The 16,082-nt window shown below is 47.4% G+C and carries 14 protein-coding genes; all 14 read left to right on the top strand.

Going from position 1 to position 16,082, the window contains the following annotated elements; all coding sequences use genetic code 11:
* The first annotated feature begins 50 nt into the window (after window positions 1–50).
* The 14 genes from ACQY2W_RS01210 to ACQY2W_RS01145 all read left to right on the top strand — a co-directional run bounded on the left by ACQY2W_RS01210 (window position 51) and on the right by ACQY2W_RS01145 (window position 16,072).
* Window positions 51–2,666 (top strand): O-antigen ligase family protein, encoded by a 2,616-nt coding sequence (locus ACQY2W_RS01210; RefSeq protein ID WP_428048757.1) that lies wholly within the window; start codon window positions 51–53, stop codon window positions 2,664–2,666.
* Window positions 2,667–2,774: 108 nt separating this feature from the next.
* Entirely contained in the window at window positions 2,775–4,688 is a 1,914-nt protein-coding gene (locus ACQY2W_RS01205) for a hypothetical protein (protein ID WP_428048756.1), read from the top strand.
* Window positions 4,689–4,702: 14 nt separating this feature from the next.
* Complete coding sequence (locus ACQY2W_RS01200; protein WP_428048755.1) at window positions 4,703–6,295, top strand: hypothetical protein; 1,593 nt, start codon at window positions 4,703–4,705, stop codon at window positions 6,293–6,295.
* A gap of 1 nt (window position 6,296) precedes the next feature.
* The gene (locus tag ACQY2W_RS01195; RefSeq protein ID WP_428048754.1) at window positions 6,297–6,986 is read left to right on the top strand and encodes a hypothetical protein; all 690 of its coding nucleotides are present in this window, start codon (window positions 6,297–6,299) and stop codon (window positions 6,984–6,986) included.
* Between the two features lie 3 nt (window positions 6,987–6,989).
* Complete coding sequence (locus ACQY2W_RS01190; protein WP_428048753.1) at window positions 6,990–7,802, top strand: hypothetical protein; 813 nt, start codon at window positions 6,990–6,992, stop codon at window positions 7,800–7,802.
* A gap of 25 nt (window positions 7,803–7,827) precedes the next feature.
* Window positions 7,828–9,384, top strand: a complete 1,557-nt coding sequence (locus tag ACQY2W_RS01185) for a secretin and TonB N-terminal domain-containing protein (protein ID WP_428048752.1) — start codon at window positions 7,828–7,830, stop codon at window positions 9,382–9,384.
* Between the two features lie 69 nt (window positions 9,385–9,453).
* Complete coding sequence (locus ACQY2W_RS01180; RefSeq protein ID WP_428048751.1) at window positions 9,454–11,196, top strand: GspE/PulE family protein; 1,743 nt, start codon at window positions 9,454–9,456, stop codon at window positions 11,194–11,196.
* Window positions 11,197–11,263: 67 nt separating this feature from the next.
* The gene (locus ACQY2W_RS01175; protein WP_428048750.1) at window positions 11,264–12,487 is read left to right on the top strand and encodes a type II secretion system F family protein; all 1,224 of its coding nucleotides are present in this window, start codon (window positions 11,264–11,266) and stop codon (window positions 12,485–12,487) included.
* Window positions 12,488–12,495: 8 nt separating this feature from the next.
* A complete protein-coding gene (locus ACQY2W_RS01170) occupies window positions 12,496–12,981 on the top strand; it encodes a type II secretion system protein (RefSeq protein WP_428048749.1) in 486 nt (161 codons plus the stop codon).
* Window positions 12,982–13,034: 53 nt separating this feature from the next.
* Window positions 13,035–13,541 (top strand): type II secretion system protein, encoded by a 507-nt coding sequence (locus ACQY2W_RS01165; RefSeq protein WP_428048748.1) that lies wholly within the window; start codon window positions 13,035–13,037, stop codon window positions 13,539–13,541.
* A 2-nt stretch (window positions 13,542–13,543) separates the two neighbouring features.
* Window positions 13,544–14,137: a prepilin-type N-terminal cleavage/methylation domain-containing protein gene (locus tag ACQY2W_RS01160; protein WP_428048747.1), complete on the top strand. Its 594-nt coding sequence runs from the start codon at window positions 13,544–13,546 to the stop codon at window positions 14,135–14,137.
* 16 nt (window positions 14,138–14,153) lie between these two features.
* Entirely contained in the window at window positions 14,154–14,663 is a 510-nt protein-coding gene (locus tag ACQY2W_RS01155; RefSeq protein ID WP_428048746.1) for a type IV pilus modification PilV family protein, read from the top strand.
* Window positions 14,664–14,677: 14 nt separating this feature from the next.
* The gene (locus ACQY2W_RS01150) at window positions 14,678–15,445 is read left to right on the top strand and encodes a prepilin-type N-terminal cleavage/methylation domain-containing protein (protein WP_428048745.1); all 768 of its coding nucleotides are present in this window, start codon (window positions 14,678–14,680) and stop codon (window positions 15,443–15,445) included.
* Between the two features lie 21 nt (window positions 15,446–15,466).
* On the top strand, window positions 15,467–16,072 hold the full coding sequence (locus ACQY2W_RS01145; RefSeq protein ID WP_428048744.1) for a hypothetical protein: 606 nt from the start codon (window positions 15,467–15,469) through the stop codon (window positions 16,070–16,072).
* Window positions 16,073–16,082 lie beyond the last annotated feature (10 nt).

The following is a 16,082-nucleotide window of genomic DNA, read 5'->3' as shown; positions in this document are numbered from 1 at the left end:
AACCGTCTGAAAAAACTACAATATAAGAAACTGTTTGCAGAGGGAAGATTATGTTGCAGTTAACTAAACCGGCCAAAGAAACCGTTTATATGAAAATCGTTCGTGTGCTTTTGGCGATGTGTTTTCTCGTCGTGCCTCTCATCTTTTTTACCGATTTGACGGCCAACCCTTTCTTTATCCAAAACAGTTTGCTTTATGTGCTTATTGCTTTAATTTACGGTACGCTCGCTGTTAAATTTTTGCGCACGCAAACCATTGACTTTACCAAAACATTTTTTGATTTAGCTTTTTTTGTATACGTACTTGCCTGCGTGATGGGGTGGCTTTCGGCAGTGTCGTCCGCGCCACAGGCCATGCGCCAAACCATGTTCTACGGCATGCTCAATTACGGCAGTTTGCTTATTATCGTTTCCGTGGGGGCGTATATCATCAGCAAAAATATCATTTGCGCCGGCGTCATTGAAAGTAAAACAAATTACATTTTGCTCTTTTTTGGATGGGGGGCTTTGTGGTATTTTTTGCCGCTTGTTAAAACCCATTTATCCTCTGAAAATTTATTTGCCAAAATGTTTGATTGGTACGCACTTTTCCTGTGGGCGGTAGGTATTTGGCTGGCCGTGCGGGTGCTGCGTAAACTGGTGCAGGAAAATATTTTAGTGCTGATGTTTGTGGCTGTTTTCTTGGCGTGTTGTTACGGTGTGTTGCAGGCACTCGGACTTGAGTTTTTGTGGCCTTTTGAAATCAACCAATTTGCTACGCGTGCTTTTTCTACCTTCGGTAACCCGAACTTTTTATCGTCGGCGGTTGTTATGTTATTACCTGCTTTGCTCGTTTACTACATGCGCACGGAAAGTAAAAAAGATTTATTTGTGTACGGTTTATTAGTGCTCGTGTATATTCTGTTTTTATCGTTTGGGTTGGCGCGTTCGTGTTGGATCGGCGCGGCGTGTGCGCTAGTAATGATGTGGATGTTCGGCACACTCCGGGCGTTGATTTGGACCCGCCGCGGGCGCGTGTTTTTATTGGCGGTGCTGGCGGTTGGTGTCGGGTGGGGGTCTGTGTATATGGATGATAAAGATACCCCCAGCCCCGTAGCGGCCCGTGCACAGGAACTTACCCAAATTTCACCCGCCACGCTAACGCTTAACATTGAGCGTGATAAAATTTTTCAATCTATGCACCAACGGCTTTTTATGTGGGATATTTCCAAAGAAATTTTCTTAAGCCGTCCCGTCATGGGCAGCGGACTTGGTAACTTCCAAATGGCGTTTGCGCAAACTCAACCCAAAACGTTACTTAAATATCCAAACTTGCGCGAACTTAAAACCATTACCAACGCTCCGCACAATGAATTAGCTTTCCAACTGGCGCAAGGTGGCATCGTCGGACTCGGACTATTTATGTTTATGTTCATGGTGCTGTTTTTGGAAGTGCGCGACTTTGCGGCCCACAAAAAAGAAGGCGATAAAAAACAACTCTTACAGGCGTTCTTCTGCGGAATTTTGGGGATGCTCGTAGACAATATGTTTAACATTTCTTTGCACGCAGTAGTGCCGGCGTTTATCTTTTGGTGGCTCGTCGGTGCGGAAGTGAGCGGCGTGGGGAAAGAAGAACGCCAGATCGTGGTAACAGCTAACCCGCTGACCAAAACGGTGGCACTCGTTGTGGTGGCGGGGAGTATAGCGGTTATCATTTGGCAAGGGTTGTGGCTAAAAAGCGAATACCGTTTCTTTACCGGACAAAAAGAGATTGCCGCGCTTAATTACGATAAAGCTGCCGAAAATTTATCAGCGGCTCTTGCCCTTTATCCGGCTAATACAGAGGCGGGGTTCCGTTTAGGCAATTTATTACTTGCCGAGCAAAAATATAAAGAATCTTTAGAGGTCTTTGAAAAAACTATTTCCGCGGCTGATTATTACGAAGAAGTCTACTACCACGCCGCGCTTGCGGCTTTTGGCGCGGGCGATACCAAAAAAGCTATTCGCTATTTGATGAAAAATTTGGAGTTGCATCCATACCACTTACAAGCGTATGAAATGTTAGCACAACTGTTGCATGAAAACAGTATTTACGCCGGCAGTGAGGAGTTGGCAATGGTGCAACGCGGGTTGGAATTGTTCCCGTATGAAACGGGACTGTGGCGTTTGGTGGGCGAAACATATGCCAAATTGGGTGAAACCGAATATGCTAAAAATGTGTACGAACGCGGGCTAAAAGTAGACACGTTAGACGCAGAACTCTTAAAACGGTTGGAAAAATTATACGCTACTTCGCCCGAAAAACCGGCTGTTTTAGCGCAAGCCCGTCAGTTGCAAAGATATAATGAGAAAGTCGGCAAGTTTGATAAAATGTCGCTCTATTACCAACAACGCTTGCGCTCGGATATTGAGGCCTATTGCAAACAATACCCGGACGATACCAACGGATTTATTTTGCTTGCGCGGGTGCTTTCTTTGGCGGGTAATGATATTAAATCAAAAGTGGTGTTGGAACAAGTATTACACAAACACCCCGATGATTTATGGGCCAATTTGGCTTTATCTACGCTTTTTTATAAGGCAGAAAATACAAAAGATGCCATACGGTGTTTGCAAGATGCCCTGTTTTATTACCCGGGCAATGAGCTGGCACTTAAACGTTTACAGGCCTTGGGAGTGAGCCAATAAAATTAAGGACGAAAAAAAACTATTTACAAAACGTGTTAAATTGCTATAATTCTTATAGTTGGCTGTGTCGGAGAATATAAAATAACAGCCCAAGAACAGGGATATTCAATGATGAAATTAAACAAACGCTGGAATTATGTACTCGTTTTTTTACTCGGCTTATTTGTAATAAGCGCGACGGAAGTTGTAGCTGCTTCGGCGGCGAGACAACTGGCCAAAGGTATTTCGCTTTATAACGATAATAAAGACGAAAAAGCCATGGATTATTTTATTGACGTGCTTGTCAACGGAAATGCGGAAGAAGTGGCGGAAGCGAACAAGTACATCACGCTTATTCACAATCGTATCGGTGGTATTCAAACGCCGGTGGAAGTGGATGTGAATTTTAAAGAAGGTGAAGTAAAAAGTTTGGATGAAGTAACTGCCCAAACCATGCAACAGGCCCAACAAACAGCGCAAGATCAGGCCGCTATGTTGCAAGCGGAACAAGAAGCCGCCGCTGCTGCGGCCGCGGCCAAACAACAGCAAGCGTTGGATGCGGTCAACGCCCAACAACAAGCGTTAACAGAACAAATTGAAGCCAATAAATTGGCGGCCCAAGAACAAGCCGATCAATATAAAGAGGCACTGCAAAAAGCCCAAACCGATTTACAAAATGATTGGGATACGGCCGTAGGTGTGGAACAAGGCATTGAAGATTCTGCCGTCGCCGCGACAGTGGGTGCTGCGGGCTTAGCGGCTACGGCACAAGAGGATGCACAAGCCGTGGAAGATCAAACCGCCAAAGAGATAAATGCTTCGCGCGATAACGTGCTCACCACCGTAAACGGCGAATCTGCCTTTACCGATTTAACTTCGGAAAAAGCCATTGAAGCGCGTGAATTATATACGGCGCAAAAAATTGCCAGTATGACCGACGCAGCCATTAAAAATATTAACGATACGAAGGGCGTTAATTTGTATATGCGCGACAACCGGCCCGATGCGTTAGACATTGACCCGGAAGTTATTTTTGATAAAAATACGTTCCGCTCCGATGCCCTGCCGCTACTCAACAGTATCTATGAATTATTGGCGTTGACGCAAGGTTCCGCTTACGTGATTTTGCCGCCCGGCTCTTACACCGATGATGTAACCTTATCGGGTATCCGTCAAGCGATGGCGTTAAATTCGTATTTGATCAACCGCGGTATTTCGCAAGGAAAGCTTCATTATAATATGGGACTGGTGGATGAAGAACCGCCGGCCCGCTTTGCTAACTTGCACGGTTTAGCGGTGGTGTTTGATTATGATGCCAAATTGCCTACCGTCATGGAAAAAAACGAAAAGAACGAAACCGCCCCGTTACTTAGCATGGCTATCGTACCGCTTTGCCATGCCATAGATCGTTCTTTGGGCGAAGCGTTTGCGATAGATTTTTCCGTATTGGAAACGGAAAATCCGTTAGATAATTGGGTGTTGCAAGTGGTCCAACACGGGCATGACGGCAAATATTATATTGTACGCCAACTGGAAGGTTTTGCACCCGTTTACCATCAAATTTTATTCAACGGGCGTAAAGGCATTATCGGTCCGGAACTTCCGTGCGGTAAATATACGCTCGTGCTTACCGGAACGGACTTAAAAGGTAAGAAGCAAACTTTACGCCGTCGGGTAGTGGTCAAATGTGCCGATGCCGTTAATTCGTGTGAGGGTACTTGCCCCGTCAAAAAAGAGGCGGCTGCCGAACAAAAAGAATTGGATTATAAAGCCGCGCGTTTGTGGGTAAAGCCCGGTCGCACCATGGTTGCGCCTGTAACAAAACAGGCCGCCGCTTCCACGGCTTCCACTTCTACTTCTACCTCGTCTAGTACCTATACAAAAACGGTAAACACCACAACCATCGTTCAAGATGATGACGGTTCGGATCCGTTAGCCGGCACGGTAGCGGGTTCTGCGACAGCGCAACCGTATGGTGCTCCGGCAGATTCGTTACCGGTCAATAATCCGTACGATATGCCGTACGAAACGTATAATAACTAATCTGGAGAGAAAATATGGGATTGTCAGAACAGTTAATCGGTCAAAACATGAATGCCCATCCGGATTGTTTGGGTATTTACATCGGATTAGATGAAATTTACATGGCACAAACCTCCCGTAAGGATGGAAGTATTGTGTTGGAGTCGCTCGTGCGTGTGCCGATTACAGATGTAGACCGTACGCTCTTAAAACCGCTTGATTTAAACGAAGCATTTTTCTCTATGGACGGTTGGACCGATTCTTTGGGCAAAGTAATGGCCAAAAAGAAATGGAAAACAAATAAAGTGGTTGTTAGCTTAGCTCCGGCGTTTTGTTTGTTGCGCCATTTCGTTATTCCTACGATGCTTGACCGCAAACTGTGGAAAAGCTCTGTCCCGCTTCAAGCTCGTAAATATATCCATTTCCCGTTTGAAAAATCGGCGTATGCCTATTATGTGTATCCGTTTGAAACGGCCGCCACTAAACAAAAACGCTTGGGTGTGGTTTTCGCCATGACCACCAAAGTTATTATTGACCAAATCCGCAAGGGACTCAAAGGATGCGGGTTGGAATTGGTATCCGTAGAACCTTCCAGTTTATCGTTGGGGCGGGCTTTTAACGATAGCGACAAAGAAGCCGTCGGCAACGGGGGGCGTATTTATTCGTTCTTCGGCAAAGATATGGCCAATTTTGTGTTCTTAAACGAAAACGCTCCGGTGTTGCTGCGCGAAGTGGAAATTTCGGGTTCTATTCCGGCAGAACGCCGCCGCTTTGAAATCACCAATTGTACGGAATTTATTGCCAAGCAGTTGGAAAAAGACCCGTTTGAAGAAGCGGTTATTACCGGCGTGGATGTGGACCAATGGGTGCCCGCGTTGGAAGCTGATTCTAAAAAACCGGTTCGTAAGTGGAACTTAAGCGAAGTATACGGTATTGAAACCCGGTCCGCCGGCGAGATCGCTGCCGTAGGAGCCAGTATTAAATTTTTAGACCATAAAACGCCGGATGTTGACTTTACTAAAGGAAACCGGCTCAGCACGTACGAATTTAACGCCAGTTTAACGTTTTGGAAAATTGCAGTTGCGCTTGTTTTGATTATATTAGCCCTTATCGGTAAAGGATATTGGGACGTTCACCAAAAAGAGCAAGAATTGCGCCAAAAAAGAAGTACGCAAAAAGGGCGTGTGGCCGATTTTGAGGGGTTAACTGCCAGTCAGATTTCGTCTAACTTGAGTAAAATTAAAACTCAAAACGCCAGCTTACAGGCCATGACGAAATACGATCACGTTGTTACGCCGATTTTGGCCGAAGTGGCAGACTCTATCCCACCCGAGGTGTGGGTTACCAAAATGACCTATAACGATACCTTCCCCGGCAACGGGCAAGAAGCGCGGGTCATTACCATTGAGGGGTCGGTCAAGTCCGGCACGGGCGACGGTCGTGACGATATGAATATCGGCAATAAGTTCAAAGATGCTTTTGCCCAACAACCTACCGTCAAGAAAATTTGCGACGGTAATCCGCTTATACGTTATACGAACATCGCCGGTACGGGCGGAAACTCTTCACGCGGGAAAGACGCGGAAACAAATTTTACGTTAACTTGCAGCAAAGGAGGTAACCGTTAATATGGCCAAGAAAGCTAAGCAAGCCAAACCTGTTAAACCGGGCAGTTTCCAACAAGGTTTGCAAGATATCAATACGGTTGCGCAAGAAGGCAATTTTAAGTTATTTGCTAAACAAGTTGTTGTGGTAGCATTGGTAGCTTTTGCCTATTGGGGATTTTTGAAGGGTAAATTTATTACCAAAATCCAAAATATGGATGGCCAAATAGAAGCTATTACGGCCCAACAAGTCAATGAACAGGAGTATTTGGCTAACAAAAAATTACTCATTTCGTTAGAGCCGCATTTTGCCGGTATTGAGTCTAAGAACGAGTGGTTGGTCAGCCAAGCCATTGCTATTTTTAAGCGGGCTAACATTACACCTAATATACAGGGCTCGCAAATGGAAGATGCCTCCAACCCGACGTTTACGGCTACGTCTATACAGGTTGGTCTGACGGGCGGGTATGAACAATTTGCACGGCTCTTGGAAAGTATTGAAAACCGGCATGAATATGTAAAGATATCTAACTTTATTATTGAAAAAGATAAAGACCCAAACCGCATGGGACAAAATAAGATATCTTTGCGCTTAAATACCATTTTCCCGAAAGAGAAAATTGCTAATAACAAGTTGTTTAAAGATTATGACCAACTGGTGGCTGCCCAAAAGAAAGAGGCCGCTAAACGGGCGCGGAAAAAGAAGGTGAAATAATTTATGAAACCGATATTTAGTTTATTTATAGCTTATATGTTGGCTTGTCCGGTGTTTGTTTTAGGGCAAACGCCTGCTGAGCCGGCTGCGTCGCAACAAACGCAAGAAGCTCCGGCTACAACGGCTGATGCCGCAACGCAACAACCGGTCCAACAAGCCGCGCAGCCCGCGCCGGCCCCGTCAACTTCGGCACAGGCCGTTACACCGCAAGAGGTGAAACCTGCGGACAAGGCCGAGCCGGCTTCCGTTTCGGAACAAAAACCGACTGAGGCGGTAAGTAAGCCGGTCCCGGCGGCTGATACACAAGCCCAACCCAATGCCGAGCAGAAAGAATTGGAGAAAGATTTAGCCCAAGCTACCTCCCAGGAAGAACAACCTAAAGAGGAATTCGTGGCGGCCCGTGAAACTGTGGAAGAAGAAGTAGAACCGGAAGAGGAGCAAGTGGTTGTATATAATCCAAAGTCGCAACGGGATCCTACGTTATCTCCGGACGATTTTCTGTTAATCCAACACCGCGAACAACAACGTTTGGCGGCTATTGAAGCCGAACGTCAACGCAAGTTGGAAGAAGAAAGACGTAAAAAAGAAGAAGCCGAGCGCTTGCGCCGGTTGGAGTTGGAACGGATTAAAGACCCGACCCGCGAAGTGCGTAACAAAATTCGCATTGGCGGGGTAATCGGGCAAGAAGTATTTATCGGCAGTAAGATTTATACCATCGGCAACACTATTTACGGTGCGCGCATCGTAGCGGTAAAGCCGGATGAAGTGGTATTTTCTTATAAAGGTCACAAATTTGTACGCAAAGTGCAGTTGTAACATTTAAAAAATTCATAGGAGGATTATGACAAATCGTTTAGCAGTTGTGCTGACTGGAGTGGCTGTACTGGGGCTAGGCACTGCTACGGCGGCGCCGAGCCGTCAAGTATTGCCCAGTGACAATACCGTCACCTTAGTGGAAGAACCCACCGTAAAACTGTCTGGCGAAGCCGACTTGTACAAAAACGTGGAGGAGGCATCTCCGTTAGACCGCAAAGTGTCTATCCGCGTTTCTAATGTGCCGATATCGGTCTTTCTCAACAGTATTACTACGCAGGCCAAAATTAACTTCATTATGAGTGAAGAATTTGCGAATAAAAAAGTAACGGCCTCGCTAACCCGTGTAACCGTGCGTGAAGCGTTGGACACGTTATTGCGTGTTCATGGTTTGGCGTATCAACGTATCGGTAAGAGCGACAGTTACGTGGTAACTAAGCGTTCTAACGATGCGCCCGACACGATTACCAAAATCTACACGCTTAGCTACATTTCGCTTAGCGGTGTGGGCGGTGGCTCCGGTTCTGCTTCCGGTGAGCTAAACAGTCTGTTGTCTCCGGGATCGTCCGGGGGTGATATGGGCGGCGGTGTTGGGGGCGGTGCGACGTCCTCAGGTAGCACCGGCGGCAGTGACGGTGCTTCGGAAATTACCGGTATTATTAAGAGCATGATGTCCTCTGTGGGCCGCATCGCTACGGATCCGCGCACCAACAAGCTCATCATTACAGACGTGCCGGAAGTGTTCCCGCCGATTGAGAACATCTTGGCGGAATTAGACGTCAGACCTCCGCAAATTTTAATTGAAGCTCAAATCGTAGAAGTCAACAAATCCAGCGGTTTGAACTTAGGGTTTGAATACGGCGGTGCCGATGGGACTTTAGTGTCTGCTACCGGTCCGAGCCGTACGTTTGACTTGGATTACGTCCGCGGTACGGGTATTAAAGGATGGAACTACATTTTCCCGAAATCTGATTCTTCCAGCAGCAGCGGTGGCAGCGGTGGCGGCAGTGGCGGTGAAGGCGAAGACAGCGACGGCGATGAAGCCGGTGTGTTAAACTTCGCGGCCTTTAACATCGTACTGAAAACCTTACTGACCCGCGGGGAAGCCAAATACTTAGGTAAACCGAAAGTCGTTACGTTAAATAACAAAACGGCAACGATCACCACCTCTACGGATGCTACGGTAGGTTACACGCAAAGCTTATCCGGTGGCGGAGACACGCAGATGACCACGCAATCAGCCGAACGCAAACAAGTGGGCTTGACCTTGCAGGTAACTCCGCAGGTCAACCGCGAAGGGTATGTGACACTCTTTGTGCAACCGACTTATTCCGACGTGATCAGCTCCGGCTTTGAAAATACCAAAGATACCGTTACCCGCGCAGCTTCTACGCTGGTGCGTGTGAAAAACGGTCAAACGGTAGTCATCGGCGGTTTGCTTACTTCACGCGAAACAGAGCAAGTGCGCAAAGTGCCGCTCTTGGGTGATATTCCGATATTGGGTTGGTTATTTACCAGCAAAACTTCTACCAAGAGCACGACCGATTTGGTCATCTTTATCACGCCGACCGTTTTGGCGGAATAAAGGAATTTATCAAGGGCTGCCCCCGTTCGGGGGCAGGCCTTGAGTTTGGCTAGTTTAGGGGAATAGGAAATGGCAAAACAGTTACATGAAATTTTAATGGACCAAGGCACGCTCAGCGCCGAGCAAGTCAAGCGGGCACAGCTTTACGCCAAACAAAATAATATTTCGTTTGCAGAAGCCGTTGTCAAAATGTCTTTTGCTACGGAAGAACAGGTGACGATTGCCTTGTCTAAGCATTTTGCCATGCCCTATGCCTCTAAAGAAAATGGTATTTTAGTTCCCGAAAAAGAGCAAGACCTTCAAAAAATCATTCCGGAAAAATTTGCCCGTGAAAATATGGTCATTCCGCTGTTCGTAGAAGACGACAGTTTGGCGATTGCCTTATTGGATCCGACGAACTTATTTTTGCTGGAAAATATTAAAATGATGTCCGGGCGGCAAGTACAGCCGTTTATTGCTAGCAAAAGCCAGCTGTTAAATGCGTTAGATTCGTTTTATGCTACCACTTCCAACCTCTTAGATGAGGTCATGAACGAAGCCGTTAAGCCGCAAGTAGACGCAGCCGCTACTGCCGAAGCCGACGAAGAAGTGGCCGAAACGGGTATTTTGGACTTAGATAAAGTCTCGCCGAACTCTTCCCAATACGTTAAACAGGTAAACGCTATTTTGCGTCAGGCCATTGCGGAGCGCACGTCTGATATTCACTTGGAAATGTTTGATGAACGTGTGTCCTTGCGTTTCCGTATTGACGGTTCGCTCTACGAACGCACGCCACCGGCCAAAGAATCTGTAAACGCCATTATTTCCCGTATTAAAATTTTGTCTAAGTTGGATATTGCCGAAAAGCGTTTGCCGCAGGACGGTTCGTTTACGATTCGTTACCAAAACCGTTCCATTGAGGTCCGTGTGTCTGTGTGTCCAGCGGTATTCGGCGAAAAGCTCGTACTACGCGTACTGGATAAAGGTACGGGGGAAATGAACGTAGATAAATTAGGTTTTGAGCCGGAACAGAAAAAAGCGTTCTTGGAAGCTGCCAACTTGCCGCACGGGTTGATTTTCTTAACAGGTCCTACCGGATCGGGTAAATCTACCACCTTAAATGCCGTACTTACCACGATTCGCACGCCGGAGCTAAACTTTATGACGTTGGAGGACCCGGTGGAATATAAGCTGGCGGGTATCAGCCAGGTACAGGTCAAACCGGCTATCGGACTTACCTTTGCGGCCGGCCTGCGCTCGTTCTTGCGTCAGGACCCGGATGTAATTCTGGTGGGGGAGGTCCGCGATAACGAAACGGCCGAAGCGTGCCTAAAAGCCGCTTTGACCGGTCACTTGGTGCTTTCTACGTTACACACCAACGAAGCGCTCGGTGCTATTCCGCGTTTGATTGATATGGGTATGGAGCCGTTCTTGTTAGCCAGTTCGCTGGCTCTGGTGGCGGCCCAGCGTTTGGTACGTATTTTGTGCCCTTACTGCAAGGTGCCGCACGTGCCGGATCCGGCCTCGTTACAGCGCATTATTCAAGAAGGTCATTTGAACCCGCGCGATCAAGGGTCTTGGACGTTTTTTAAATCGGTAGGATGTCCGCGGTGTTTTGGTACGGGCTTTATGGGTCGCCGTGCTATATACGAAGTGTTCCGCATGACGGAAGAAATGCGTAATATTATTTATAAAACACAAGATTTAGTTGCTTTAAAACAAGCGGCCGTTCGCTCGGGGGCGATGAACCTGCGCGCCAACGGTTGGCGTAAAGTCATTCGCGGACAAACCACGATAGATGAAATTTTAAGTATTACTACGTCCGACGAATAATTTTGCCGGATCGGTGCCGTAGGGTGATCAAAAGCGGCACATGATGTTATAAATACGAGGAAAATTTATGCAACGGTGGACATATACGGTCAAAGACGGAAATGGCAAAACTTTGCGCGGGACCATTTCTTCCGATAACAGGGAAAAAGTTATTTTGGCCTTGCAAAACAAGGGCTATTTAGTATTGGATGTTAAAGAAGGGGGCGGCGGTCTGTTTGGCGGCGGGTCTAAGTCGCGCAAGCGCGGCGGTAAAGTGCCCGGACACGTACTGGCCTTCTTCGCTGAACAGTTAGCTACACTGATCGCCGGCGGTGTGCCGCTTGTGCGCGCTGTATCGTTGCTGGGTGAATACGCCTCTAACCCGACGTTGGGTTACGTGCTTACCCAAGTGGCTAAGGATATTTCCGGCGGGCAATCTCTCCACGAAGCGTTGGCGCATCACCCCAAGACATTTAGCCATATTTGGTTGTCGTTGGTGGAAGCGGGGGAACTGGGCGGTCAGTTAGCCGATACATTGACGCAGGTATCGTTGTATACTAAAACGCAGGAAGGCATGAAAAGTAAAATTATCACGGCCGTAACTTATCCGGCGGTGTTAGGGTTGGCCTCTGTGGGCGTACTTATTTACTTCGTTATCGGTATCGTGCCGACGTTTGCGCAAATCTTCAAAGATTTTAACTTGGACTTGCCCACTATTACCCTAGTGGTGTTGGCAGTATCCGGTTTCTTAGTTAATCACGGGGTGATGTTGATTTTCGGAGTTGTAGTATTGTTTATTGCGTTCCGTTTCTACATTAAGACAACCGACGGCCGCAAACGCTGGCACTCTTTCTTAATCTCCATGCCGTTGTTCGGCAATTTCTTAAAGAACATCTATTACGATCGTATGCTTTCTACGCTTTCCACCCTTTTGCGTAGCGGTGTTACCATTTTGAATGCTATTTTGGTATTGGAAGACTCGTTTGACAGTAACGTCATCATCCAAAACGCGCTTAAAATGGTCCGTGCCGAAGTGGCGGCCGGACGGTCTATTTCCGAATCGTTCCGTGCTACGGGCGTGTTCCCCGGGCTGATGACGGAAATGATGCTGATGGGTGAAGAATCCGGTAAATTGCCGGGCATTATTGCTACGCTGGCCAAATTCTATGCAGACCAAGTAGACCAATTTATTGCCCGTTTCTCCGCGGTGATTGACCCTATCTTAATTTGCGGTATTGGGTCGCTCATCGGTATTATTGTAGCGTCTATTTTCTTGCCGATTTTCAAACTTTCTCAAATCGGCGGCAACTAGAGGGTATTATGCAGGCCAAAACAGGTTTTACCTTGTTGGAAATTTTGATTGTGGTAGTGATTGCATCGTCGGTATTGGCGTTTGCATTGCCGGCCCAACGCCGCGCGCAGGACCGTAACAAGTTTTTAGCCGCGCAAGGGGTTTTATTGGATATTGGCTCGGCGGTGCAAGCTAAGCGGGCCGATTTGAAAATGTCCGCTACGCCTACCGCTACGTTCCCGGATCCTAACGCGGTAACACAAGTAACCGGCGATTTGGACGGCTATATCCAAGCGGTTGCGTTTGATGATAACTCCGCTTATAAAAATTATAAGTTTTACGTGTGCAAACAAGACGCGGCCAGCGGCGATGCCCAATGTTGCGGCAATAACGCCAAATACATTGCTTGTATGTATAACTCTCAAGCGGATGATTCGTCGGCTTCGGACTCTGTCAAATTATACGCGGGAGCCCGTTTTTTGCGTAACGGCACAATGGAACAAATTTCCAAATAAACGGTTAAAGAGCTTGAAACTTGTATAAATATCAGTAATACTATTAGAAAGGTATGACAAACAAAAAAGGATTTACATTATTGGAGTTGTTGATTGCCGCTACTATTATCGGTACGCTAGCTGTGTTGGCTACGGTATCTTACCGGGCCAGCGAGGCCGATGCGCATGTGGCGGCCGCGCGCACAAAAGTAGATGTTTTGGCAAGCGGGGTACAGCGTTTTTCTTTGGAGTATGAAAACGCTAAAGCAGTGACGGGGGAAATAGGCAATTTGGCCGGGGTGGGCAATTGCGATCCCGTATCCGTGACTTCCAGTGGGAGTAATCCCGCAACGATACTTATTTCGTGCGATTTTGTGGATAACGGTGGTTGGAATAATCCGTATTTTCATTTTTACGTATGTGGCGGTACGCCGGATAGTTGTGCTAGCCAAACCACAGGCGTAAGCAGTCCGTTAGCGTGTATGAAAGGCAAGGGCCATTCTCGCTTGACGGACCAATACCAAAGCGATTATTGGTATTGCGTAAGCGCTACCACAAGTGGGGAGCATTTTTCCAGTTGATTATGAAGAAAGGTTTTACGTTAATGGAAGTGTTGGCGGTGTTATTGATTTTAGCGGTCGTCGCGGCGATGGCAGCTCCGGCATTCCGTTCGGTGCGAAATGATATGAAACAATCGCAAGCGAAAGCCGCCGCTTTGCGTGTGGCCCAAGCGGCTCGGGAGTATTACCAAGTCAGCCGCGGTCAATTGTTGCAAGTTTGTTTTACGCCCACCACAGCGTCCGGTAAGACCATTATGCAAAGTACCAATTGCGATAATCCGGCCGCTACGGGTATCCCGCGCAAGAACACTTCCGTCCAAACCGTACCGTCTACGGCTACCAACGGGGCCAATGATACACAAGCCAACCGGTTATTTGGGTGCGGGTATTTGTCACTTAAAGATTTTGCTTCATTACCCTATACCTTTTGTACGTACCGTCCCTCCGGGGTTTTACCCGATGACGGCAATCCGGTTACTCCGGTGGACCGCTTTTATGCAGTAGCGTACGGCACAGCTGATGCCGGAAAAAAATATTTTAAAGGAAATAACACCTCCGGTCCGTTAAAAGGATATATTTACGTAGACGGGGATATGGATCCGAAAGATACGTATTAAACGGGGAAGAAAAACTATGAAACATATTTTCAAGAACAAATTGGGTATTACGTTATTGGAAGGGTTGATTGCCTTGGGGCTTTTGTCGTTGGCGGCAACGGCTACATTTGGGGTATTATTATCCACTTCGCGCAAGTCTTCCCGTTCGGACATTCGTGAAGAAATGTTATGGGCCGTAGAGCGTGCCCATGAAAGATTGCAAATGTATAACGGACTGTCCGATACAGAAGTGCAAAGTATGCCTTCTGCGCAACAAGGATTATGCGGGGTGGAGAGTCCTTACCGCCATCCGTTAGATACGGGAGAACCGCACACCATTACCTGTATGTTACCGCCTCTGTGCGATTTGCAACGGGATTCTTCGTTTGCTTATACGGTTACATTAGAAGATATGCAAGGTGTTCAGCATTCGTTGTTTAACGGAGACGTTAATGAAGTGTCCGGGCCTTTATTCCAACGCAAACACATTGCTTTTGATATCCGGTGTAACGGATTCACATTGACTAGTGGTGCATCGGGCAACTGATAGGGAGTAATACGATGAACAAGGAACGCGGTTTTACATTGACGGAAGTATTGTTGGCGGTGCTGGTCGTGGGGCTGATTGGTATAGCGTTGGCCTCGCTCACGACGGCCGCGTCGCGCGAAAGCGGGGTGGGGCGTAGCCGCGTGATGTTACGCAATAGTATGTCCCGCGCGATTAAACAGTTGCGCCAAGACGTACACGACTCCAGCCGTGTGCTTTATGTGCGTAACCGGATCGCCAGCGTAAACGGTACAACGATGATCCCGTTGTTGTTGTTGGGCCAAAATTTACGTATAGACGGTACGGCTGTCCCGGGGCAAACCGTTTCTTATGTGGTGTATTGTTTTAAACCGGGCACAATCACTACTACCGCTAGCGGAGCTGCCGTAGAGCCGACGACGGCTCACTCCGGGGCTTCCCAAGCGGCTACGGACGGTGGCACGATTTACCGGCGCGTGAGCTCTACGTTGGCGTCAAACGAGCAACAAACCGGTATCCCTTCCTGCACAGATACCGCCGCGGATATATTTTTAGAAAACGTGAAGTTTATTCCGCCGGTTTCCAGTACCAGTTCCGAGTATTATTATCCGGTACCGCTTTTTGCGGCGGTCGGTTCGGAAACCAGCTCTACTGCGTATAATGCCAAAACGGCAACCGATTTGTCGTTAGAAGGACGGTTGAAAGTTAATTTTATTTTGGAACTTCACAGTTCACCGGTAGTCAACGATGCTGCTGACGAAGAATTTGTACTGCCGGTAGGGTATAGCGATCCGCGTACCTAAACTATATAAGGAGAAATTAGTATGCTACACAATAAAAGAGGTGCCGCTTTATTGCAAGTTTTATTAGTAACCGTGGTGCTCGCCGGTATGGCCACCATGCTGTTGCGGGCGAATTTATCCCGTACGACCACGTCGCGCCAAACGCGCCGGGCGGTGTCAAGCCAGATGTTAATTAGTGCGTGCCAAGCCGAGGTTAATGCGTTGTGGAGTTTAAAAGACGCAGATCAATTTGCGGCTGATTTGAATAATTGTTTGATGACTTGCAACCGCAATCTTAAACAGACATGCGTGACTCAAAATAAGAAATCTTACAAATGCAAACCGGTTAAGGCCGAAGGGGTCTGGTACCAAGTAGAAGCGACTTTTACGGGGTCTGCCCCCAATGCAAACACAGGCCAATGCGATATCAAATACGATATTCTCACCGTTACACCTGAAACGGCAGATTATCCGACCGCAGGGCCGACAGCCGCAGATAGTGGGGATGATAATAACGGCAACGGTAACGGCGGCAATCATCATTTTGACCCGTATGAAGAATATTACCTTGAAATAGACCAAGCTCGGATAAATGCATCGGATGCAAATGCCTCTGCCGCACTGGCTGATTTAAATAAAGATAATTAGTTTTTGGTGT

Origin of the sequence: Candidatus Avelusimicrobium caledoniensis (assembly GCF_902756455.1) — a bacterium.
In the GTDB taxonomy this organism is placed as follows: Bacteria; Elusimicrobiota; Elusimicrobia; order Elusimicrobiales; family Elusimicrobiaceae; genus Avelusimicrobium; species Avelusimicrobium caledoniense.
The sequence above is the reverse complement of the archived record's forward strand: the minus strand, read 5'-3'. Positions and strand labels throughout refer to the sequence as shown.